Genomic DNA, 21,479 nt, shown 5'->3' on the forward strand with positions numbered 1-21,479 from the left:
GTTCTATACCTTAATCCTTTAATTGTTAAAACTATTTACCGTTCTTTGGGAATTTGGGTCTCGCAATGATTCTTAGTTGCTGGAATCTAATCTCTAATGAGGTTTGGTTGAGTAAAGGATATAACTCCACCTAGGAAGTTTAAAGTTAAGTGATGTACTATCGTTGCTTAGCATCCAATCTGCAGTTATTTATATCAGAAATGATATCCCAATTATTTCATCCATTGATTCAATCCCATTCCTACCAATATTTTCTTTTAAATACCTTGTATTACGATGTAAGTAATGTTACGATGCTTTTAAGAATAATTGGAAGGTGAGCAAATGGATAAAGAAATAATGAAAGGTAGTATTGATATACTACTCCTCTCACTTATACATACCAAAGATATGTATGGCTATGAAATAGTAAAAACTTTAAAGGAAAACAGCAATGAACTTTACAGCATGAGCGAAGGAACGTTATACCCTGCTCTCAAAAGATTAGAGAAAAAGGAATGGATTGAATCATACTGGGTTCTATCTGAGTCTAGCGCCAGAAGAAAATATTATCGCATCACTGATGACGGCTCAAAAGTTGTAAAACGGAAATTACAGGAATGGGAAAAAGTAAACAATTTGATAAATGTATGTGCGGAGGGAATGACATGGATAAAAGATTCGACAATTATATCAACCAAATTGTCAGCGGACTAAAGTGCAGCAAAGAAGAAAAAAATGACATCAAGGAAGAAATCAAAGATCATCTGACTTTATTAAAAACGGAATATTTAGAAGAGGGTTATTCTGAGGATGTAGCAATACAAAAAGCGCTATATAGTTTTGGAGATGGGAACCATATTCAAGAGGGGCTACAGCATTCTTTGTTCCCTTACTACCGATTAATTAAAATCAGCAAATGGATTCTATTTGGTTTGTACTCATTTGTCTTACTTTGGAACTTATTATTGATGCGGATGCTAGATCGAATCTTCAATTATAAATATTTTAATACATACTTTTGGTATCCTGAAAACACACATAGTTTCTTTGATCTTAAAGTATGGAAACTGAACTCTAATATCATTCCATTTCATAATGTCTATGAATATATAACAGGCACAAATAGATTTAATGTAGATATCATTATTCACAATACATTAGGAAACATTTTAATTTTTATTCCCTTAGGCTTCTTTTTGCCTATCTTGTTCAACAAATATAATTCCTTATCCAAAGTTTTCATCGTCAGTCTTCTGCTTACATGTATCATTGAGCTATTACAATTCTTCCTGCAACTTGGCCAGTTTGATATTGATGATATTATTTTAAATACAATTGGAGGTATTGCTGGATACCTTATAATTAAACTTTTAATGAGAGCTTCCCTTTATACTAAAAGGAAGGCTAGTCAGAAACAACAAGTAATCTAATAAATCTGAGCAGCATGCATAAAAAATAGCCCTCTACACAATGGAAAACGATCTAACCGCATCCATTTGTAAAGGGCATTTATTTTTATAATAATAATGTTCTCATTCGGTTTGAAGTATGTTTATTCTTTGATGAATTCTTTGGTGCTTCTTACTGTATCAATTGGGCGAACCAGTTTTTCTATTTTTTCACGTTTAGGCTCTAAAAATGGTGGCAATGATAGTTTTTCTCCGAGTGTTTCGTATGGTTCATCACCCATGAATCCTGGACCATCTGTGGCAAACTCGAATAGAATTTGCGGTGCCACTCTTGCGTAAAGTGATTCAAAGAAGTGACGATTCACATAACCAGAAGTATGGAAGCCAAAGCTATCCATTCGTTTTGTCCATTCATCTAGTACAGCTCGATCTTCTACTCGGAAAGCCGCATGGTGTACTGTCCCGAATCCTTGTCGGGCATCTGGCAAAATAGAATTGTGCTCAACAACAACAGATGCACCATTGCCCCCTTCACCTACTTCAAATAAGTGGAATGACCCTTCTTTCGCAATCTCTTTAAATAAGAGAACTTTCTCCATCATTTCTTTAAAGTAATCGAAGTTTGCAATACGAACAAAGACAGGTCCTAAGCCAGTAATCGCATACTCAAGCGGGATAGGTCCTTTTTGCCAAGGTGTGCCTGATTCCACTCCTGTATTGATTTCATCTGAAATCAATTGATATTGTTGATCGTCAAAATCAACAAAAGAGAGCGTACTCTTACCAAATTGTTTTACGATACCAGTATGCTTAACTTCTAATCGATCAAAGCGTTTTTCCCAATAGGCTAATGCTGCATCACTTGGCACACGGAAAGATGTTTTTGATATCTCGTTTGTTCCATGAATACCCTTCGGAATACCAGGGAAGTCAAAGAAAGTCATGTCTGTTCCCGCACTACCTTTATCATCGGCAAAGAATAAATGATATGTTTGGATATCATCTTGATTGACTGTTTTTTTCACTAATCGCATACCTAATACATAAGTGAAAAATTCATAATTCTTTTCTGCACTGCTCGTAATCGCTGTTACATGGTGTATTCCTTTAAGATGGTTCATTTTGTATTCCTCCTAGAATATAGTTTTAATTTATATATTGCATCTATACGTTCTTCTATTCATTTTCTTCAATCGGAGATAAATGTGCTTCAATCTCTGCTCTGCGTTCCTCTAAAAACGGTGGCAAATCAAGTTTTTCGCCTAAGTGTTCCACATCTCCATCTATTGCAAAGCCTGGTCCATCTGTTGCTATTTCAAATAAAATTCCATTTGATTCTCTGAAGTACAAGCTTTTAAAGTAAAAGCGGTCAATGATGCCAGAGGTGTGGAAGCCGCGTGCCCGTACTTTCTCCTCCCAAAAAGCAAGCTCTTCTTCATCTTTTGCTCGGATGGCTAAATGATGTATACTGCCACGTCCCGGTCTTTCAGTAGGACCATCTAGGTACTTCACGATTATTTCACCAAAAGGCTCTCCCTTGATGGATTGAAATATCGCTTCATCCTCTGAATAATGTACTGTAGTATAACCAAAAAGATCCGTAAGAGTATTTGCTAGCTTTTCGAGTCTTCTCACTGTAATTTCTACAGGACCCATCCCTTGTATTTGATGTTCAGCTGGCACCTCAGATTTCAACCATGTTTCCCAGTGCGCTACTTTTTCACCGTTTGCAGCAAGCAACACTAAGCGAAGGCCTTCCGGATCTTCAAATTTCAAGGCAGGACGGCCAGCATAAGTGACCACCCCACTATGAGCCACGCCATTTTCATCTAAGCGTGATTGCCAGTAATGCAGGCTGTCTTCTGATGGAACCAGCAATCCAATTCTTGTGATGGCATTTGTACCGCGATGCGTTTTTCCTGCGGGTGGAATTTCAAAGAATGATAATTCAGTGCCTGGGCTACCTGTTTTATCCCCGAAAAACAGGTGATACATTGATGCATCATCTTGATTCACCGTTAGCTTTACACGGCGCAACCCAAGAACATGCCGATAAAAATGATTATTCTTGTTTGCACTTTTGGTAATCATTGAAATATGGTGGTGACCTGCTATTTTATACATAAATAAATCCCCCTTTTACTTTACACGTTAAGTGATAATCAAAAATGATAGCGCAGATTCATGCGCATCTAATTCTCTAATTTGTTTTCAGTATGTTTTTGTAGCTTATTCATCAACATATATAGTGTTTTCTGTTCTTCCTCTGTCAAACACTCATCAAGAATAGCCGTTTGAAAAGCAAGCTGATGATCAAAAACTTCCTCTATTTTGCGCTCCCCTTGTGGAGTAAGGACAATCCATTTTGTTTTCCAGTCTTGCTTTCGTTGGATATATCCCTCTTTTTCTAGCCGTGTGAGCATACGTGAAATACCGCCCTCTGACAAGGTTGCTTTTTCGGCGAGCTGACTTTGTGTGATAGGTTGATAAATCGAAACCTGATTTAATACATCAAACTGCGCAACCGTAATATCAAATTGTTTTAAAAAGTCATTTGATAATAAATTGCTTTGATGCGTGAAACGAGCAATGCGAAGCCAGATTAATGAACCTAAAGTATTCTTCTTCAATACGACTCACTTCCTTTTGTTACTATCACTTTACACCTCAAGTGAAGAAATTACAAGAAAAATATCTCGAATTAAAGATGTTTTTTTATTTCCCTTTAAAATGTGGTCTCACCTTCTTATAAGATACCCAAAAAAGCCCTTTATAACGGATAGCCGAGGCTATAACCATTCATAAAGGGCTTTTCCATAATCTAGTTGAAATTTACTTTTATACTGCTAATACAATACGATTGCCAGAAGGATCAACAGTCACATACTGGTTTTCTTCTTCAAGAATCTTTGCACCAATCTTCTCCAAATTCATTACTGCTTGTTTACGTACCTCATCATTATCGAATAGAAGCGTAAATGATTCAAGACCAACGCTGTTCTCGGATGGTGCTGGAATTCCTACACCATTCCATGTGTTGACACCTAGATGATGATGGTATTTTCCGTAAGAAAGGAACAATGCCTGATCTCCAAAACGATTCACGACTTCCATTCCCAAGCCTTTCACATAAAACTCTTCCGTTTTGATAAGCTCTGACACATGTAAATGAACGTGCCCCATTACACTAGCTTTCGGCATACGATCCCAAGGCTGATCCGGAGTGGCATGCTTTAACAAAGTGTCGAAGTCTAACGGATCAACCGCCATGTCTACTTCATTGTCGTTCCATTTCCATTCAGAGGGAACTCGGTCGCGATAGATTTCAATCTGGTTTCCATCTGGGTCATTCAAGTAAAGTGCTTCGCTAACGAGATGATCTGAAGAACCAAAACGAATACCGTTTTGCACTAAATGAACAACAATATTAGCCAAGTCCTTCTGTTCCGGCAATAAGATGGCAAAATGATATAAGCCGGTTGTTCTTTCTTGTTTAGGAATTACGTTTTCAGGTTGTTCAAGCGATAGAAAGCTGGTTTTTCCATCTGTAGTTAGTTTTGCTGCAGAAGCAGTTTGCTCTAAAATATCAAAACCAAGTATACCCTTATAAAACTGTAAAGAACGATTCAAGTTTTGTACTTTTATTTTGACATGCCCCACAAATGTAGTGGGCTTAGTATGAAATATCATTATTGTAGTCCTCCTTATATTAAGCACAATTGATTTTTATTAAGTAAGTTACTTTATGTAAGTAAGTTTATTTATATTATTAAGTTTTGTCAAGTTATTAAGTTTAATATTATAACTGAATTTCATTTTGTGGTAAAATCAACTATAAGAGAGGTGCACTGAAAAAATGAAACTACCTACAATTTGCCCTAAATTTGAAAAAGCTATTTCATTGTTAAGCCAGAGGTGGACCGCGTTAATTATTTATCAATTACTGATGGGTCCCCAACGATTCAATGAAATTCAAACTTCGATTGGCATAAGCGGAAAGGTATTATCAGATCGATTGAAGGATTTAGAGTCACAAGATATTATCAAGCGCGAAGTTATTCCAGAAACTCCCGTTATCATCGAATACTCACTAACAGAAAAAGGGCAATCTATGGAATCTATTTTAAAAGAAATCGAAAATTGGTCCCAAGCTTGGATTAAACCGGAAGCTGAGTTCCTTGAAGATTAATATTGGATTATCTATCAATAAAAAAGGGTTATCTGCCATTCATTGATTTGGCGAGATAACCCTTTTGATATAAGATATAACCTAAATAGACAAGTAATTATTTATACAACAATAATACTTGATAATTTCATTAAAATAATTTTTTCAGGTTTTATCTCCCACCTTTTATCGCTCCTTAATTTACTCTTGTTAGATTCTCAATCTATCTTTGGATAACTAGTATCAAATGTTGTTTTCTTCTTGAAATTATTGTTTACAAGATAAATGCCTATTAAAATGAAAGTGCCTCCCGCTATAAGCGAATAGGAAATATGTTCGTTTAGCAAAACGTTCCCAGTTAGAACACCAAAAAAAGGGGCTAAAAATAGATATGAACTCGTTTTGCCTGGGTCACCCTTTTGTAAAAGGAAGTACCACACTGCAAATTGAACAATTGAAGACATTATGCTTAACCATAAGAGAATAAATAATGAATATTTATTAATATGAAAGAATGGATCTTCAAGTAGTAAACTTAAAATTATAAGAATGCCTCCGCCGAATAACATTTGATAGGCGGAAAGTACCCAAGTATTAAAATCAGCACCCCATCTACTAACTAATAATGTAGAAAGAGCCCAAAATATAGCGGCGAATGCTCCAAAGACTAACCCAATCCTAAAATCATTAATGCCTCCTAAGGTAATTCCAACTCCTAAAAACCCTAGAATGACTCCACTCCATTGATACCATTTGTAACGGTTGCCCATAAAAATAGTCCCGAAAATAATAACTAGAAGAGGATTCATAAAAGTTAAAATAGACGACTCACTGGCAGATATAGTTCTTAAGCTTATAAATATGCATCCCATTACTCCGGCGGTTTGTAGAGAACCAATAATTATCACTCTTCCCCAATCCTTTATCGCAATAGGATGTGGCCTTTTTTGTACCAATACAATAACACTCATAATACATCCTGCTAGAAAGAAACGTAGTCCAGCCAATAACAAGGGAGATGAGTAGCTCAATCCGATTTTCCCTACGGCAAAAGAAGAACCCATTAAGATAGTAGTCAAGATGATTAATGTAAAAAAGCTATATTTTTTCATTAATACTGAACCTCCAATTCAATTTCATTGTGAATAAAAAAACCCCTACCTTCCTTGTAGATCAGGTTCCTTAGTATTATTATAAAAGTTAGATAATACGATGTTCATCGAAATATGGAATGCAGAGGTGATCAATTTGAGTATACATCCTAATATCACGGCCCTAACTGCTTTACTTACAGAGAAATCGCGGGCAACTATACTGGCGGCTTTAATGGATGGAAAATTTCATACAGCAAGCGAGCTAGCTTACATGGCCTCAATCAAACCTCAGACAGCCAGCTTTCACCTTTCAAAATTAGAAGAAAATAGTCTTGTAATTTGTGAAAAGCATGGGCGTTTCCGTTACTTTCGATTAGCCAATGAAGAGGTAGCTAATACTCTTGAGGTATTTATGTCTATATCCTCCCCACCCGAGGTTCGTTCTTTAAAACAATCAAGCCAATTAAAAAGATTAGAAAATGCAAGAACCTGTTACGACCATTTAGCAGGACGCATAAGTGTTAAATTAACAACTATAATGCTAGATAATGGATACATAGAAAAAAGTAATAAACAGTTTATTGTAACAGTAAAAGGAGAAGAGTTTTTTAATAGCCTAGGAGTAGATATAGTGGGTTTATCTAAAAAACGGCGTTCCTTTTCTCATGCATGCCTCGACTGGAGTGAACGCACTCATCATTTGGGAGGTGCTTTAGGAAATGGATTATTTGTAAGGTATATAGAACTGGGATGGATAGAGGCTAGAGCGAATTCGCGTGAAATTATAATTACAGACAAAGGGAAAATAGGTTTTAAGGAATATTTTGGACTGGAAATTTCAATATAGCTTTAAATGTATGTTTTATGTATTATATTCTTTTCTGTTCAAACTATTAAAAGGGTTATCCGCCATTCAATGTTTTGGCAAGATAACCCTTTATTTTTCCGTTACTGCTATTTACTTTTCTCTAAGACATCAATAAGGATTTCTTCAATTTCTTTCGCAATGCCAACTAGCTCGTCATCGTTTAATAAACCAATCATTGCTGTAGGCTTAGGCAAACCTATTTTTGTTTGCCCTTCTTCTTCATACACCGCAATTTTACATGGTAAAAAGTAACCGACTAATGGATTATGCGCTAGTACACGGGCCGCTTCTACTGGATTGCAAACCTCAAGTATTCTGTAAGGTTTTTGATAACTGTTGACACCTTTTTTCTGTAAAGTTTCCGTTAAGTTCAGTTGCCAAAGTACCCCGAATTTATTTTCTTTTAGGTTTTTTTCAATAGATTCAATTGCTTCATCTATTGTTTTAGTTGTTAGCACTGTATAGTGAAAATCCATACGATCAAGCCTCCAATTTTTTTATAAGATATCTACCCAAATTTTTATGGCTGTTCCCAATATTAAAACGGCTAAGATTCCTTGCAAGACTTTTGTGTTTATTTTTTTGCTTATTTTTGCGCCTATAGGAGCTGCAATCAAACCCGCAATAATTACAATCATCGCTGTTTTGTATTCAATTTGCCCAGTTGAGATTTTACCGATTGATCCCGCAATAGACGAGATAAATGTAATGGCTAAGCTGGATGCAATGGTCATTCGTGTCGGAATGCGAAGTATCAACAACATAATAGGTATTAGTAGGAAGCCTCCACCTGCACCTACAATGCCAGAGCCAATTCCGACAATGAACGCTAAGGCAGCTGCTAGCGGTTTATTGAACGTCACTTCAGCTAAGGAAAGATCATCTTTCGCCTTTTTTGGAATGATCATCATAATAGCTGCTAACAGTGCTAAAATACCATATACAATGTTAACTTGTTCCTCAGTTAAACTCTGCGAACCAAAGCTGCCGATAAATGTTCCTACTAGAACTGATAACCCCATCACGGTAATTAACGATTTATTTAAATAGCCCCCTTTACGAAATCCTATAACACCTGCGATCGATACAACTAATACATCTAGTGCGCTAATCCCAGAGACTTCGTGGGCCGTTAAAGCCTGAAAGCTAAATAGAGGCGGAATCATCAGGAGCATCGGATATTTAACAATAGCACCGCCTATTCCAAGCATGCCCGAAAGAAATGAACCGATAAAACCGATAGCAAAAAGAAGTAGCATATAATTTATATCCATATTATTTCCTTCTTTCTAACAACTAAACCTGAAGTGTGCAAGCCTTCCGGTTAAAAAGAAAAGTGAGTCGTACCACAACTCACTTTTATCATTAAGATTTTTTAATATAGAACGTTAATACATCTGCTTCTTCTTTATGATCTAAAAGTGTATGGCCTGCTGCAGCTGTCCAAGCTGTTAAGTCAGCTAATGCCCCTTTATCAGTTACTTGCACTTCTAAGATTTGCCCTGATTCTAGTGTATCCATTGCTTTTTTAGTTCGTACAATCGGCATTGGACATGCTAATCCTTTTGCATCTAAAACTTTGTTTATTTCCATTTCATTAATCTCCTTTAACTAATAAAATTTGTTGGCAGAAGGAGTTATCTCTACTCCTCCTCTGCTTTTTACCTTTCAGATTTTCCTAACGTACGGCACAGCGATTTGGGCCAATCTCCATTTCTATTTGTTCATCTTGATCAGGAGTGACTTTTCCCATATTTACTTGACGAATTTGCTGATATGCATTTGGTTGTGGCGGTAAATTATCCGTAACTGTATGACGGAACTCTTCTTCACTTTCAATATTTAGACCATGGTTTTGTGCAAACAAATCACCTAGACGTTTTGCTACAGTGCCGTCTTCATTTAATTCTTGGATGATCATAAAGTGTGCTGGTAAAACAATTAGATCCTCTGCCAACTCGCGGTAACGATGATATAAAGTCTCACGTAAATCACCTACCCAATCCTCTGCAAGGCCCGCTAAGTCAGGACGTCCGATAGAATCAATAAACAAAATATCGCCTGTTAATAAATACTTGCTATCAACGATGAAAGATGTAGATCCTATTGTATGGCCAGGTGAGTAAAGAGCACCCACTTCAATTTGAGAGGCACCAACTTTTACTGTCACATCGTCCTCTAGAGGCATGTATTCAAATACTACTTCATCTGCATCTTTTGGCGGTAAGTAGTATGTTGCACCAGTTGCCTCTGCAATGTGCCGTCCTCCTGAAATATGGTCAGCGTGTAGATGTGTATCAAAAACATATTTAATCTCAGCATTTTTTTCTTTTGCAAAGTTTGTAAATATGTCTGTGAAACGAACTGCATCTATTACAGCTGCTTCTCCTTCAGAAATAACCATGTACGAAAGACAGCCTTTTCCTAGACGGACAAATTGATAAAGTTCTCCGCCACCAGTTAAATCCCCCACTTTAATAGGTTCAAGATAAGAACTCCAAGACTTCATGCCACCTTCAAGATAGAATACATCTCTTCCGGCATCTGAAAGCATTTCAGCGATCATTTTCGAAGAACCTTCTTTTGCACAGACCACTAATACATCCTGATTTGATGGTAGTTTTGGCAGGATTTCATCTACTCCATCTAGTAATTCGAAATAAGGAATATTTAAATACTCAAAGTTTTGGCCCTCAATTTTCCAATCTTCATAAGCATCTGTGTTACGCACATCTAAAATAAATAACGGCTGTTTTTCAATTACCTTATGAGCAACCTGTGCTGCTGTCATTTTATTAATTGTCATATCACACTACCCCCATAGGTATTTATTTTTATTTTTTATAGTGGAAGGGATGACCCTTCCACTCGTTTTCTCATATTTATTTCTATTCTACTAGAATGTTAAAGTTGGTGATGCATCTTTCGCGAATTCAAGGAACGTAACAGCTCCACCTACTTCAATACCATCAATGAAGTCTTCTTTTGTTAATCCCATTACATCCATCGTCATTTGGCAACCGATAAACTTCACGCCCAACTCCTGCGCCATTTCTACAAGTTCTGGGATGCTTGGTACATTTGCCTTTTTAAATCCTTCTGCAAAGTGTTCGCGTCCTTCTGGCATTGGCAATTGTTGCATTGCTTGTTTATGAATTAAGTTTAGGCCTTCAAATGTGAAGAAGATAGCTACCTCTTTTTCTGTTGCTGCTGCTGCAGTTGCGATATTAAATACCTTATAAGCGTCAAATAAACCACCATTACTTGCGATAATTGCTACTTTGTTAGACATAATAAAATTCCTCCAATAATATATTATTTGATACTGCTCCACCGCTATTAAGGTGGGGCTCTTACTACCCGTTAATGCGGGATATTTTCCCTTGCCAAGAAGCCATTCCAGGTAGGACATTATAGACTTTTGTAAAACCTTTGTCAGAGAGTTTACGTGCTGCTAAATCACTGCGTGTACCTGTACGACAAATGACATAAATCTCTTGATCTTTATTTAGTTCATCTAAACGGTTTTCTAATTCTCCCATCGGTATAGATTTAGAACCTTCAATGTGGCCAAATGCATATTCTGCTTCTTCGCGCACATCCAAAATTATGCCGCCTTTACTAACACGATCAATTACTTCATCATTCGTAATGGTTTTTTCAAATGTCTTTTCTTCTCCAGTGTCATGAGAACTTTTACGGATGTAATGTAGTAACACTCCATCTTCTTGTATTGTCCCAAGATACTGATGGCCAACACTTTCACTCCATGCTTTTAAATCTGCAATAGAACCTTTGTCTGTAGCCTGAACTTCTAAAATTTGACCATCCTCTACTTCATTCATTGCCTTTTTTGTTTTGACAATTGGCATAGGACAAGCAAGTCCCTTACAATCTAGCTGTTGATCTGCTTTTATTTGCATTTTACAAACCTCCTATTACCGCGTGGGGTATATTTTAAATTAAAAATTTACTCAACATTACCTTCCCAGGAAAGCATACCACCAGCCATATTTGTTACATCAAACCCATAGCCTTGTAAATATTGTGTTGCTTGGCCGCTACGTCCACCAGAACGACAAACCATAATATAGGGTTTTGCTTTATCTAACTCATGCATACGAAATTCGAGCAAACCTAGTGGAATATGCATGATATCAGGAATATGGCCAGCTTGTACTTCATCTACCTCACGAACATCAATTAGGTTTAACTTTTCACCATTTTCTATACGTTGTTGAACTTCTTTTGCAGTAATTTCTTTCAATGTTTACCCTCCTACAATACTTATTAACCTCTCCAAGCACTCATGCCCCCACGAACATTTGTAATGTTTTCATAGCCTAGTTTTTTTAATTGTTTGCAGGCTTGAGCGCTACGCATTCCGCTTTGACAAATCACAACAATCTCTTTGTCTTTCGGAAGTTTCGAAAAGTCCGATCCTAATGGAATATTTTTAAACTGACGAATATGCCGAGTTTTATATTCACCAGGTGTTCTTACATCCACAAATACTTTATCTTTATCATCTATTATCCTGTTTAATGTAACTGTAGTTATTGTTTTAATTCCTTTAACAGGTCTTAACCGCCAAAGGAAAAACAGAATCACAATAGCAATAATAATCCACATGCTCATAGAAACTCACCTCACATACCATGTAGGGTATAATTTGATTAAAAATAAAAATCGTATTTTAACGACTTTTAACTAACAAATCCACTGCTTCCTGCACCGAATCATTGGCAGCATCTTGACTTGCTGCTTCCAAGAGGCATTCTTGTAAGTTTTGGCTCACAATAACTCCTATTGTACGGTCAACACCAGATCGCACAGCTGATAATTGAGTGACGACAGCCTTACAGTCTTTACCTTCGTCCATCATTTTTAATATTCCCCTGAGTTGGCCCTCGATTCGTTTCATTCGATTTTTGACTTTATCGTCATAGGAATTCATTCATACCCCCTCCTCATCTCTTTGTTCTCTTGTTCATAAAGCAATAATATACCCCTCGTGGTATATTGTCAACAAAAGAAAAGCAACATTCTTTAAATTAGTTTAAATAAGTGCGTATTAAACAGGCAGATTTTGCGATCTGACTGTAGTAAAAAATCCGTTTGCTAATGTTAAGCAAACGGATTAAATAAACTCTTATATTATAAAGTTAAACCGCCATCGACAAGAACAACTGAACCTGTCATATAGCTTGCTTTATCTGAAGCTAAGTAAGCAACCATTTCAGCAAGCTCTGCTGGGTCAGCATAACGTCCCATTCTCATGTTGGAAACCTCTTCAGGAACATAGCCACCTTCTGCAAATTGAGCTTCAACATTAGTTGTTAAGGTTGTTTTGACCCCGCCTGGACAAAGTGCATTGATGCGAATTCCTTTTTTCGCATATTCAAGTGCTGCACCTTTTGTTAAACCTATAACCGCATGTTTACTTGCAGAATATACAGCTACACTATGTTCAGGACGTACTCCTGCAGTAGAAGCTGTATTAATGACAGAACCACTTCCTTGCTCTTCCATCACTTTCAACACATATTTCATTCCAAGGAAGACACCTTTTACATTGATAGACATAATACGATCGAATTCAGATTCTTCTACTGCAGTAAAAGGTGCGAATCGTTGAATAACACCTGCATTATTGAAAAATATATCGATGCGTCCGTATGTGTCGATTGCACTTTTTACGTAATTTTGTACATCTTCAGTTTTTGAAACATCAGCCTTTACGAAGATACCTTCTCCGCCTTGTTCTTTTACAAGATTTAATGTTTCTTCCCCTGTTGCTTGATTAAAGTCGACCAACACCACCGTTGCACCGTTACCTGCTAGTTTTAGACTGCTTGCTCTCCCAATTCCGCTTCCTGCTCCAGTTATGACAGCTACTTTACCTGCTAATTCCATGTTCATTTCCTCCCTTTTATTAGCTTACATCCATGATTTTATTACTTGTTTATAAATTAATATTGTATTATCTTACGATTAATAGTTCTTATCTACGCTCCATAAAAAATTTTAAGGGAGTATATTCTATATGGAAATAGCTATACAGGATTTACATTATATATGTGAGATGATTTATAAAGTTCATGATATACCTGTTTTTTACCTCAATCAGTTTGGTGAAATAGAACATGAATTTTCAGGGAGAAACCTAAGAGATAACCCATATTATAATCAAATCAAAAAGCAAATCAGCGTCTACACTTATGAAGAAAGCCCACATGACTTTCCTATCTTTTTTTCAAATTCTAAATTGAATTTTTTCTTTATTAACCTGAAGAATAAAAATTCATTTTGGGGCACCATTATTTTAGGTCCGACCCTTGTATCCGAAGTAACGGATGAGGATGTGAGTAAAATTTTTGATTCTTTTAAAGGAAAGCTTCATAAAAGAAAACTCATTGAATATTATCAATCCATTCCCATTATCGACAGTGAGCACTTTCTAACGATTAGTCTCTTGGTTTATTATTTGGTGTACCAAAAAAAGCTAGATCAATCGATGGTAATTCAAAATAATAAGGCATTAGCCTTAGATATCATTGAAACTGAAAATCCAGAACTTGAACTGTCAAAAGGAAGGAGAAATTTCATCTTTCATTCCAATCTTTCCTATGAGCAAATATTGCTTGATTATGTCAAAAACGGACGAATTGATAAATTACAGGATATTTTTGATTACTCTATTATCGGTGAGGCAGAATTAGGATTATTATCGAAACGAAATCGCCTTAGAAGTGAAAAAAACTTAATGATAACGGGAATAGCTCTTGTTTGTAGAGCGGCTATCGAAGGGGGATTAAACGATGAAACTGCCTTCACTTTAAGTGATTTCTATATCCAACGTATTGAGGAATTAGGAACCTTAAAAACCATTTTAAAATTAACGGAAGAAGCTATAAAGGATTTTACCAATCGGGTGAACCAAATAAAAACTGAAAAATATTCTCCTACAATAACTACTTGTCATCACTATATTTATGATCATCTTTACGAGGAAATCACTCTCGATCAGCTTGCAGAAGTATGTCATTTAAGTCCAAATTACTTATCATCACTATTCAAAAAAGAAGTTGGAATACCAATAAGTGAATACATGCAACGACAACGCGTTGAAGAAGCAAAGAAACTATTACTTTTAACAAATTACTCTATTTCAGATATTGGTACCTGGCTAAACTTCCATGATCAAAGTTATTTTATAAAAACCTTTAAAAAATACACGAGCTTAACTCCCCGGCAGTTTAGAAATGCTCATTTTTCTGATCATCAGTCTAGTGAAACCTAAAAACACGCAGGCCCCTCACTGAGAGGACCTGCGTTTTAAATTAATCTATTTCGTCGATTGAATTTCCACTTTGTCTAAAATCGCATGCCCTTTTCGTACTTTAATAGTTGCTATGGCAGAAGTGTTCTTATTTACCGGCCGATTAATGGCATTTTCTAAGTCCTTCCCTGTATTTTCGGGGACAAAGAATTTATCTAATTGATAATTAATTTCTACAATTTGATTATCAGGTTCATTGCTTGAGTTCAAAGGAAAATAATTGATTTCCCCTTTTAAATAAATACCTTCTTCAGGTTGATCCTTTACTACCTTCTTCACAATATCCATACCATTTTCATTTTTCTCTAAGACTGAATAGACAACTACTGGCTTATCATAAAAAGAAGAGTTATTCACTTTAAAATAATCTTTTAATTCCTTGTCTAATATCGAAATATTTACCTCTTCTGCTTTGTAGTTTAATCTAACATAATCCCCTCTGAACAAATCAGTGGGATCCACAGGTCTTGTTTCTAGCTTTATCGTGTTTCCTGTAGTTATCGTTAGAAATGGGGGAATAGACATTCCTATCAATATAAGAATAGGTAGTGAAAAGGCAATCAACTTCTTCCAGTTATTCTTCAGCAAATGACTTTCCCCCTTTCTTTCTTTGCTTATCTATATAAATACCGAAGCCGATGAATATAGCTCCTCCTATAACAAATACCAATGATTTTGGTAAGAAGTCATAAGAAATATCTATATAAAAACGTAGAATTAGTGCGCACAGAATCATAATATTCAGCAGGCTACCTCTCTTAATAAAGAAGAGCACTAGTACTAAATACGCCAAACTAAACACAATATAAAATGATTCTCCAAACAATGAATTTCTCCAGAAGTAGCCAAATGTTAGGATAATCCCACTGACACCGTGAATGAAGTGACCTTGTATTTCAAATATAGCCTTCAGCTTTTCCTTCACAGGAATAAATAGCATAACTATACCAATTAAAAATATAAATAAAATAGAAAGAACGGCTATTGGACTATCATAATCTATAAAAGTAAAAGCTAGTAAAACAGCAAATTGAACCGTTAATATATTCATACAGAACACATATGGAACTGAATAGTGGATATGCTTACTGATAAGATACATAATTGGCAGGACGATCAGCATAATATATGGAAGCGAAGTCTCTCCATCGAACATGTAACTCATTTGATAGATAAATAGCAAAGCTGTTATGAATATGAGTAGCAACTTATCTTTCAAGACATATGCAATAGGTAGGCCTCCTAAAGCCCATACCAAAAATGCATTTCGGAAAGAACCTCCTAAGTTAAACATTTGCCCTGTCAGGAAGATACCCGCACCATAAAACAAAAAGCCTATATAAAACAATGTTCTGGCCAATTTTGGATTATGGTTTTCTACTTTAAGGCCGATACCATTGACTCCTATCACTGAAATAATTATGAGCAGAAACTTTACTGTTTTACTCATATACATCCAATTACTTGCTATAAAGCTTAACATCCCAATCCCAATCAAAAATGCACCCACCGTAAGAAGTATACGGATAAAATTTACACCACCCGTTACCTCGTAGTGCTCCAAAAGTTCTTCTTTTTGTGCAGCCTGAATGGATCCTTCTTTCTCAAAAAAGTCCAATTCCCGCTTCAACCATTGATATTCCGACTTCTTAATAGACCTTTTCATATTGCTGACCCCCTTTCGATCTTTCACCAATTTCTCTTTATTTCCCACTATGTTATAGTACGTAAATTCAAAAATAATTATGATACATACCTATAATACCGTATATCCGTTACTCTTTTGTAAAAGTATTACAAACCTGGACGCTTTATTTTTGAAAACAGTTCCCCATGTTATAATTAAAAAATTTTAAACATCTTAGAAGGATATTAAAGCAAAATGGGCGTATATAGATTAAAAGAATCTTTATCCTTCACACAAAATTTATATTGGAGAGGTTGTTGAAAATGGGAGTACAATTAAACCCTTACCTAATGTCTACAGATGCTAAAGGACAAGCGAACTTTTATGTAGAGGCCCTAGGTGGGGAAATCATTACACTTAAAACATATGGCGAAACCCCAGGAACCCCAGAAGCAATAAAGGATAAGGTGATGCATCTAGCTGTGAAGGTGGCTGGAGGCAATACGCTTATGATGTCCGATACTTTAGAACAGGCACCTCTTAATACCAGCATCAGTCTTGCATTAACATATGATAGTGAGGATGAAGCTAAAGAGGTATATGCAAAGCTTGGCGAAGGCGGCGAATTTAAGCATCCATTTGAAAAACAAGTTTGGGGCGAATACTATGGAGACCTTGTAGATAAATACGGGGTTACCTGGATGGTAACTGCACCATAAAGCAGTCTAAATATCCATTAAAAAAGAAAGAACTGATACGCTCTACTTCAGTTCTTTCTTTTTCTTTATGTAAATAATAATATATTCAATTAAACTATATTTTTGCTTCTGCGCTCTAATAATATAACATCTCTCCAAACACCGTGATGCTGTGCTATCTTTTCCCTGTATCCAATCTCACGAAAACCTAGCTTCTTGTGCAAATTTAAACTTGCCTTATTTTCTTTGAAAATAGAAGATTGCAATGTCCAATATCCTTGTTTTTCACTTTCCTCTATTAGTTTTGAAAATAATACTGTACCAATCCCTTTGTTTTTTACTTGTGTTGTTATGTATATACTAATTTCGCCTACTCCTTTATATACACTCCGACTAGAGACAGGGCTTATTGCTATCCAACCAACTATTATTCCGTCTTTTACAGCAACCATTTTACATGTGGAATCATGTGATGCAGTCCATTCTTCAAAAGACGGTGCTTCAGTTTGAAATGTAGCATGTCCTGTTGCAATACCTTCTAAATAAATTTCCTTAACTCTAGACCAATCTGTATCTAACATTTTTCTAACTTCAAAATTATTCGCCATCCAAAAGATACCCCCTGTGATACTTGTTATATGATTAAGAAAAGAAACCATCTACTATAATGGTCTCTTTTCATATATATCCTGTTTCCTTTATTAACAACAAGAAGAATCGGCATTATTTAAATTTGTACTACAAACCCCAGTTTCAGGCAAATCAAGCTCCACTCGTTTGGAGGCTTCTATATCCCCTGCGAGATAGGCAGTAATAGAACGAACTTGTTCATAACCAGTCGCCATTAAGAATGTGGGAGCACGACCATAGCTTTTCATGCCAACAATATATAGTCCATGTTCTGGTTGACGAAGAATTTCTTCCCCATGAGGACGGACTGTCCCACAGCTATGAAGATTTGGATCGATTAACGGTGCGAGTGCTTTCACACTTTCTGTTGCCGGGTCAATAGATAATCGAAGCTCTTGCTCAATTGAAAAATCTGGGCGGTTGCCTGTATTAACAATTAACTCATCAATTTCCTTAATAGATACCACTTCACCATTGTAGCGACCTATAAGCTCCAATTGTTCGTTTATTGACTTAACTTGCATTGTATAGAACGGTGTATACACTTCCACTTTTTCTGCATCAACTAAGGAATGAATTTTCGTACCTAAAGCCCCTCTTGCCTCTAATGCATCTTTTTCTTCTCCACCGAACGCATCCGAGATATGCTTTTTGCGTAATATCCAAATTAGTTTTGTTTGTGGATATTTTATTTGAAGATCTGCTAATTCAAGCAATGTATTTATGGCGGAATGCCCGCCACCAATTACTGCAATCGTTTTATTTGCATAGCGGGTTGTATTCTGCACAATATCGGGAATGCCGTATTCAATATAATCCTGACAAGCCCTTTCAGAAGAAAGCCAAACGCCATTAGAAGTAACTGGATTTGGATTACCCCATGTCCCGGTTGCATCAATAATGGCACGCGCTTCTACAATTTTCAGTTCTTGATGATTATCAACATAAATTTCAAAGGGTTGTTTTTCACGATTTTTCGTTTTCATTTTGTCATTTTCCTTCCGAGAAATAGAAACAACCTTTGAATTATAATAAATCGATTCTTTTATCACAGGCAATTCACTTAATGGTTCCAAATACTGTTCTATTAGTTCTCTACCAGTTGGTAAAATATCATCTTGAGGTGATTCCCAGTCCGTTTCTTCTAGCAATTTGCGTGCAATCTTATCAATATTGTATTGCCATGGACTAAACAAATGAACATGTTGCCACTTGCGAATATTATGAGCTACACCTTGGCCTGACTCTAAAACAATAAAAGGCACTTTATTCATTGCTAAATTTGCAGCTGCAGCAAGACCCACTGGACCTGCCCCAATAATAGCTACTGGTAAGTCAAGATTATACGACAGTTGGCTTGGTATTTCTGAGCAGCAAGAAGTTTCTTTTATTGTTTCTGCACCACAGCATGATGATGTATTTGTCGTAAATAGTTTAATTTCTTTCATTTTCATTCTCCTTCTTTTCTATGTGTTGTATTGCTTGTATAAAATGCGAAGCCGTACTTTCCCCATACGAATGTGGGTTACCCTTAAAAAATTGATCACGCATATATTGTTCCGCTTCTTTTAAAGGAATTTGTCTCGACTTCATCACTAATTCTAGGTATTGAATAAAGTACTCTACTGATAATGTACTTGCATGATTAACTACCATTCTAATCTCCTAACAGTCACAACTTGACATACAAGTCTATTTTATATAAGTAAACCCTTATATATAAATTGAAAATAATGCCTAGAATCTCTAGGCATTTGTTTGAGCAAATTCTCTAATGCGTTGACCAATAGCATCGCGAACTGTTTGGAATACTTGCCATACCTCATCATCTGAACCAGTTGCTTTGGCTGGATCATTGAACCCCCAATGTTCACGTTTCACTTGAGAGGGAGTCAGAGGACATCTAATTTCAGCATCTCCGCACAAAGTCACAACTAAATCGGCTTGATTTAGATATTCACGATCAATCATTTCAGATTGTTGATTAGAAATATCAATCCCTACCTCTTTCATTACTTTCACAGCCTTGGGATTCAATCCATGTGCTTCAATACCGCCACTACGTACTTCCCATTCAGAATCCAAATACTTTTTTCCAAACCCTTCAGCTATTTGACTACGGCAAGAATTACCCGTGCATAAAAAGTACAATTTTTTCATTCTATATCCTCTTTTTCAGCATTTAAAATATCTGTCTTTCCACTTCAACGAAACACCTACTAACGCTATAAGAACAGGCACTTCTACTAACGGTCCAATAACTGCGGCGAATGCTTCGCCACTATTTATACCAAATACAGCGACAGCCACTGCAATAGCTAACTCAAAGTTGTTGCTTGCAGCTGTAAAGGAGAGAGCTGATGTCACTGGATAACTTGCTCCAGCCTTCCTAGAAGCAAAGAATGACACTACAAACATAATTAAGAAGTAAATCAATAATGGTACTGCAATACGTAACACATCAAGTGGTAAGGCAACAATTTTGTCCCCTTTTAATGAAAACATCATGACGATAGTAAACAACAAAGCGATTAATGTAAGAGGTGAAATTTTAGGGATGAATTTCTCTTGGTACCACTCTTTCCCCTTCAATCTAATACCGATAAGTCGCGTTAAAATGCCTGCAGCAAATGGAATACCTAGATAAGTTAGGACACTTTTAGTGATGTCCCACATGGAGATTGTTAGCGATAAATTCTCCATACCAAACCAACCAGGCATGACATTTAAGAAGAAATAAGCAAAAGTTGAGTAGAACAGTATTTGGAATATGGAATTAAATGCTACTAAACCAGCTACGTATTCACTATCCCCTCTCGCTAAATCGTTCCATACTATAACCATAGCAATACAACGTGCAATACCAATCATAATCAGTCCTGCCATATACTCTGGATAATCATGTAAAAATATGATTGCTAAGAAGAACATTAAAAATGGACCTAAAAGCCAATTTTGCAACAAAGACAGGACTAATACTTTCCAATCCTTAAATACTCTCCACATTTCCTCATATTTTACTTTTGCCAGTGGAGGATACAGCATCACTATAAGGCCTAAGGCAATCGGAATAGATGTTGTACCGACAGATAATTTATCTAATGTATCCTTAAACGAAGGAGCAATCATGCTCAGCACAATCCCTAAACCCATCGCTACGAAAATCCATACTGTTAAATAACGATCGAGAAATGATAATTGTTTTGTTAATGGCTTTCTCACATTTATGCCTCCCCTTCGTTAATCGAGCAAAGGCAATTTTTCAATGAGATAGGCGCTAATTCATCAATGATGGCTTGGATATAAGGCGTTTGACTATCATTTAATCTATAGTGCTTCCATGTCCCTTTTTTTCTTTCTAGAATAATATTAGCTTCTTTTAATTTACGTAGCTGCTGGCTTACAGCTGGTTGTGAAACTTGCAATATATCAACCAAATCACATACACAAACCTCACCATTCTTCAAACTGGCTAACAACTTTAATCGATTAGAATCACTCACCGCTTTGAGCTGCTTCTCCATCAATTGTAAATCCATCATCCTCACCTCATTTATATATAAGCATTACCTTATATAATCGTACGCTTATTTATTAAAATATGCAAGAGTATAAAATACGTGACACTCAGCTTACTATTTAATTACTTATAATTAAAAGA

The 21,479-nt window shown here is 36.2% G+C and carries 29 protein-coding genes; 6 read left to right on the forward strand and 23 right to left on the reverse strand.

From position 1 onward, the window contains the following. Nucleotides 1–324 precede the first annotated feature (324 nt). Together AC6CHJ_RS15275 and AC6CHJ_RS15280 are read left to right on the forward strand one after the other, a co-directional pair. On the forward strand, nt 325–696 hold the full coding sequence (locus AC6CHJ_RS15275; protein ID WP_147198026.1) for a PadR family transcriptional regulator: 372 nt from the start codon (nt 325–327) through the stop codon (nt 694–696). Then, a complete protein-coding gene (locus AC6CHJ_RS15280; RefSeq protein ID WP_147198025.1) occupies nt 648–1,412 on the forward strand; it encodes a VanZ family protein in 765 nt (254 codons plus the stop codon). Before AC6CHJ_RS15275 ends, AC6CHJ_RS15280 begins: the two co-directional genes overlap by 49 nt. A 122-nt stretch (nt 1,413–1,534) precedes the next feature. Here AC6CHJ_RS15280 and AC6CHJ_RS15285 read toward each other — a convergent pair whose 3' ends face one another. From AC6CHJ_RS15285 to AC6CHJ_RS15300, 4 genes are all read right to left on the reverse strand, one after another. Then, nucleotides 1,535–2,512, reverse strand: coding sequence for a ring-cleaving dioxygenase (locus AC6CHJ_RS15285; protein WP_498289187.1), 978 nt, complete (start codon nt 2,510–2,512; stop codon nt 1,535–1,537). Nucleotides 2,513–2,567: 55 nt separating this feature from the next. Continuing rightward, nucleotides 2,568–3,515, reverse strand: coding sequence for a ring-cleaving dioxygenase (locus AC6CHJ_RS15290; RefSeq protein ID WP_392996649.1), 948 nt, complete (start codon nt 3,513–3,515; stop codon nt 2,568–2,570). A 68-nt stretch (nt 3,516–3,583) separates the two neighbouring features. After that, the gene (locus AC6CHJ_RS15295) at nt 3,584–4,021 is read right to left on the reverse strand and encodes a MarR family winged helix-turn-helix transcriptional regulator (protein WP_147198018.1); all 438 of its coding nucleotides are present in this window, start codon (nt 4,019–4,021) and stop codon (nt 3,584–3,586) included. Nucleotides 4,022–4,229: 208 nt separating this feature from the next. After that, nucleotides 4,230–5,081, reverse strand: coding sequence for a VOC family protein (locus AC6CHJ_RS15300; protein WP_498289188.1), 852 nt, complete (start codon nt 5,079–5,081; stop codon nt 4,230–4,232). Between the two features lie 166 nt (nt 5,082–5,247). Here AC6CHJ_RS15300 and AC6CHJ_RS15305 point away from each other — a divergent pair, with 166 nt between their 5' ends. Next, on the forward strand, nt 5,248–5,580 hold the full coding sequence (locus tag AC6CHJ_RS15305; RefSeq protein WP_498289189.1) for a winged helix-turn-helix transcriptional regulator: 333 nt from the start codon (nt 5,248–5,250) through the stop codon (nt 5,578–5,580). A gap of 197 nt (nt 5,581–5,777) precedes the next feature. Here AC6CHJ_RS15305 and AC6CHJ_RS15310 read toward each other — a convergent pair whose 3' ends face one another. Continuing rightward, a complete protein-coding gene (locus AC6CHJ_RS15310; RefSeq protein ID WP_498289191.1) occupies nt 5,778–6,671 on the reverse strand; it encodes a DMT family transporter in 894 nt (297 codons plus the stop codon). A 136-nt stretch (nt 6,672–6,807) separates the two neighbouring features. Between AC6CHJ_RS15310 and AC6CHJ_RS15315 the strand changes: the two genes are divergently transcribed. Then, a complete protein-coding gene (locus AC6CHJ_RS15315; protein WP_498289193.1) occupies nt 6,808–7,500 on the forward strand; it encodes an ArsR/SmtB family transcription factor in 693 nt (230 codons plus the stop codon). 107 nt (nt 7,501–7,607) lie between these two features. Here AC6CHJ_RS15315 and AC6CHJ_RS15320 read toward each other — a convergent pair whose 3' ends face one another. The 10 genes from AC6CHJ_RS15320 to AC6CHJ_RS15365 all read right to left on the reverse strand — a co-directional run bounded on the left by AC6CHJ_RS15320 (nt 7,608) and on the right by AC6CHJ_RS15365 (nt 13,437). Beyond that, nucleotides 7,608–7,997 (reverse strand): DUF302 domain-containing protein, encoded by a 390-nt coding sequence (locus AC6CHJ_RS15320; RefSeq protein WP_249775002.1) that lies wholly within the window; start codon nt 7,995–7,997, stop codon nt 7,608–7,610. Nucleotides 7,998–8,018: 21 nt separating this feature from the next. Then, the gene (locus AC6CHJ_RS15325) at nt 8,019–8,795 is read right to left on the reverse strand and encodes a sulfite exporter TauE/SafE family protein (protein ID WP_498289194.1); all 777 of its coding nucleotides are present in this window, start codon (nt 8,793–8,795) and stop codon (nt 8,019–8,021) included. A gap of 91 nt (nt 8,796–8,886) precedes the next feature. After that, nucleotides 8,887–9,114, reverse strand: coding sequence for a sulfurtransferase TusA family protein (locus AC6CHJ_RS15330; protein WP_249775003.1), 228 nt, complete (start codon nt 9,112–9,114; stop codon nt 8,887–8,889). Between the two features lie 85 nt (nt 9,115–9,199). Further along, nucleotides 9,200–10,327: an MBL fold metallo-hydrolase gene (locus tag AC6CHJ_RS15335; protein WP_498289195.1), complete on the reverse strand. Its 1,128-nt coding sequence runs from the start codon at nt 10,325–10,327 to the stop codon at nt 9,200–9,202. 90 nt (nt 10,328–10,417) lie between these two features. After that, a complete protein-coding gene (locus tag AC6CHJ_RS15340; RefSeq protein ID WP_498289196.1) occupies nt 10,418–10,813 on the reverse strand; it encodes a DsrE/DsrF/DrsH-like family protein in 396 nt (131 codons plus the stop codon). 64 nt (nt 10,814–10,877) lie between these two features. Beyond that, the gene (locus AC6CHJ_RS15345; RefSeq protein WP_147197993.1) at nt 10,878–11,444 is read right to left on the reverse strand and encodes a sulfurtransferase TusA family protein; all 567 of its coding nucleotides are present in this window, start codon (nt 11,442–11,444) and stop codon (nt 10,878–10,880) included. A 47-nt stretch (nt 11,445–11,491) separates the two neighbouring features. Further along, nucleotides 11,492–11,788: a rhodanese-like domain-containing protein gene (locus AC6CHJ_RS15350; protein WP_249775007.1), complete on the reverse strand. Its 297-nt coding sequence runs from the start codon at nt 11,786–11,788 to the stop codon at nt 11,492–11,494. A 23-nt stretch (nt 11,789–11,811) separates the two neighbouring features. Then, nucleotides 11,812–12,159 carry a rhodanese-like domain-containing protein gene (locus AC6CHJ_RS15355; RefSeq protein ID WP_498289198.1) on the reverse strand — a complete coding sequence of 116 codons (348 nt, stop codon included), beginning with the start codon at nt 12,157–12,159 and terminating at the stop codon, nt 11,812–11,814. A 58-nt stretch (nt 12,160–12,217) separates the two neighbouring features. Beyond that, nucleotides 12,218–12,478: a metal-sensitive transcriptional regulator gene (locus tag AC6CHJ_RS15360; protein WP_066790563.1), complete on the reverse strand. Its 261-nt coding sequence runs from the start codon at nt 12,476–12,478 to the stop codon at nt 12,218–12,220. Nucleotides 12,479–12,678: 200 nt separating this feature from the next. Further along, nucleotides 12,679–13,437 (reverse strand): SDR family NAD(P)-dependent oxidoreductase, encoded by a 759-nt coding sequence (locus tag AC6CHJ_RS15365; protein WP_498289200.1) that lies wholly within the window; start codon nt 13,435–13,437, stop codon nt 12,679–12,681. 130 nt (nt 13,438–13,567) lie between these two features. On the opposite strand from AC6CHJ_RS15365, the gene AC6CHJ_RS15370 reads away from it, so the two are divergent. Further along, nucleotides 13,568–14,824, forward strand: coding sequence for a helix-turn-helix domain-containing protein (locus AC6CHJ_RS15370; protein ID WP_498289202.1), 1,257 nt, complete (start codon nt 13,568–13,570; stop codon nt 14,822–14,824). 45 nt (nt 14,825–14,869) lie between these two features. On the opposite strand, the gene AC6CHJ_RS15375 is transcribed toward AC6CHJ_RS15370, so the two are convergent. Then, nucleotides 14,870–15,451, reverse strand: coding sequence for a GDYXXLXY domain-containing protein (locus AC6CHJ_RS15375; RefSeq protein ID WP_498289204.1), 582 nt, complete (start codon nt 15,449–15,451; stop codon nt 14,870–14,872). Continuing rightward, nucleotides 15,438–16,529, reverse strand: coding sequence for a DUF2157 domain-containing protein (locus AC6CHJ_RS15380; protein ID WP_498289206.1), 1,092 nt, complete (start codon nt 16,527–16,529; stop codon nt 15,438–15,440). The genes AC6CHJ_RS15375 and AC6CHJ_RS15380 overlap by 14 nt, the downstream gene beginning before the upstream one ends. Before the next feature lie 284 nt (nt 16,530–16,813). Between AC6CHJ_RS15380 and AC6CHJ_RS15385 the strand changes: the two genes are divergently transcribed. After that, on the forward strand, nt 16,814–17,209 hold the full coding sequence (locus tag AC6CHJ_RS15385; RefSeq protein WP_498289208.1) for a VOC family protein: 396 nt from the start codon (nt 16,814–16,816) through the stop codon (nt 17,207–17,209). Nucleotides 17,210–17,298: 89 nt separating this feature from the next. On the opposite strand, the gene AC6CHJ_RS15390 is transcribed toward AC6CHJ_RS15385, so the two are convergent. The 6 genes from AC6CHJ_RS15390 to AC6CHJ_RS15415 all read right to left on the reverse strand — a co-directional run bounded on the left by AC6CHJ_RS15390 (nt 17,299) and on the right by AC6CHJ_RS15415 (nt 21,357). Continuing rightward, on the reverse strand, nt 17,299–17,796 hold the full coding sequence (locus AC6CHJ_RS15390; protein WP_392996625.1) for a GNAT family N-acetyltransferase: 498 nt from the start codon (nt 17,794–17,796) through the stop codon (nt 17,299–17,301). A gap of 93 nt (nt 17,797–17,889) precedes the next feature. Then, nucleotides 17,890–19,266, reverse strand: a complete 1,377-nt coding sequence (locus AC6CHJ_RS15395; protein ID WP_446739465.1) for an NAD(P)-binding domain-containing protein — start codon at nt 19,264–19,266, stop codon at nt 17,890–17,892. Beyond that, nucleotides 19,253–19,474 (reverse strand): hypothetical protein, encoded by a 222-nt coding sequence (locus tag AC6CHJ_RS15400; protein WP_498289210.1) that lies wholly within the window; start codon nt 19,472–19,474, stop codon nt 19,253–19,255. Before AC6CHJ_RS15400 ends, AC6CHJ_RS15395 begins: the two co-directional genes overlap by 14 nt. Nucleotides 19,475–19,564: 90 nt before the next feature. After that, the gene (gene arsC, locus AC6CHJ_RS15405; protein WP_392996619.1) at nt 19,565–19,978 is read right to left on the reverse strand and encodes an arsenate reductase (thioredoxin); all 414 of its coding nucleotides are present in this window, start codon (nt 19,976–19,978) and stop codon (nt 19,565–19,567) included. Nucleotides 19,979–19,993: 15 nt separating this feature from the next. After that, complete coding sequence (gene arsB, locus AC6CHJ_RS15410; RefSeq protein ID WP_392996617.1) at nt 19,994–21,040, reverse strand: ACR3 family arsenite efflux transporter; 1,047 nt, start codon at nt 21,038–21,040, stop codon at nt 19,994–19,996. A 2-nt stretch (nt 21,041–21,042) separates the two neighbouring features. Then, nucleotides 21,043–21,357, reverse strand: a complete 315-nt coding sequence (locus AC6CHJ_RS15415; RefSeq protein ID WP_498289212.1) for an ArsR/SmtB family transcription factor — start codon at nt 21,355–21,357, stop codon at nt 21,043–21,045. Nucleotides 21,358–21,479 lie beyond the last annotated feature (122 nt).

The sequence above is a fragment of the Rummeliibacillus sp. GQ308 genome (assembly GCF_059759115.1).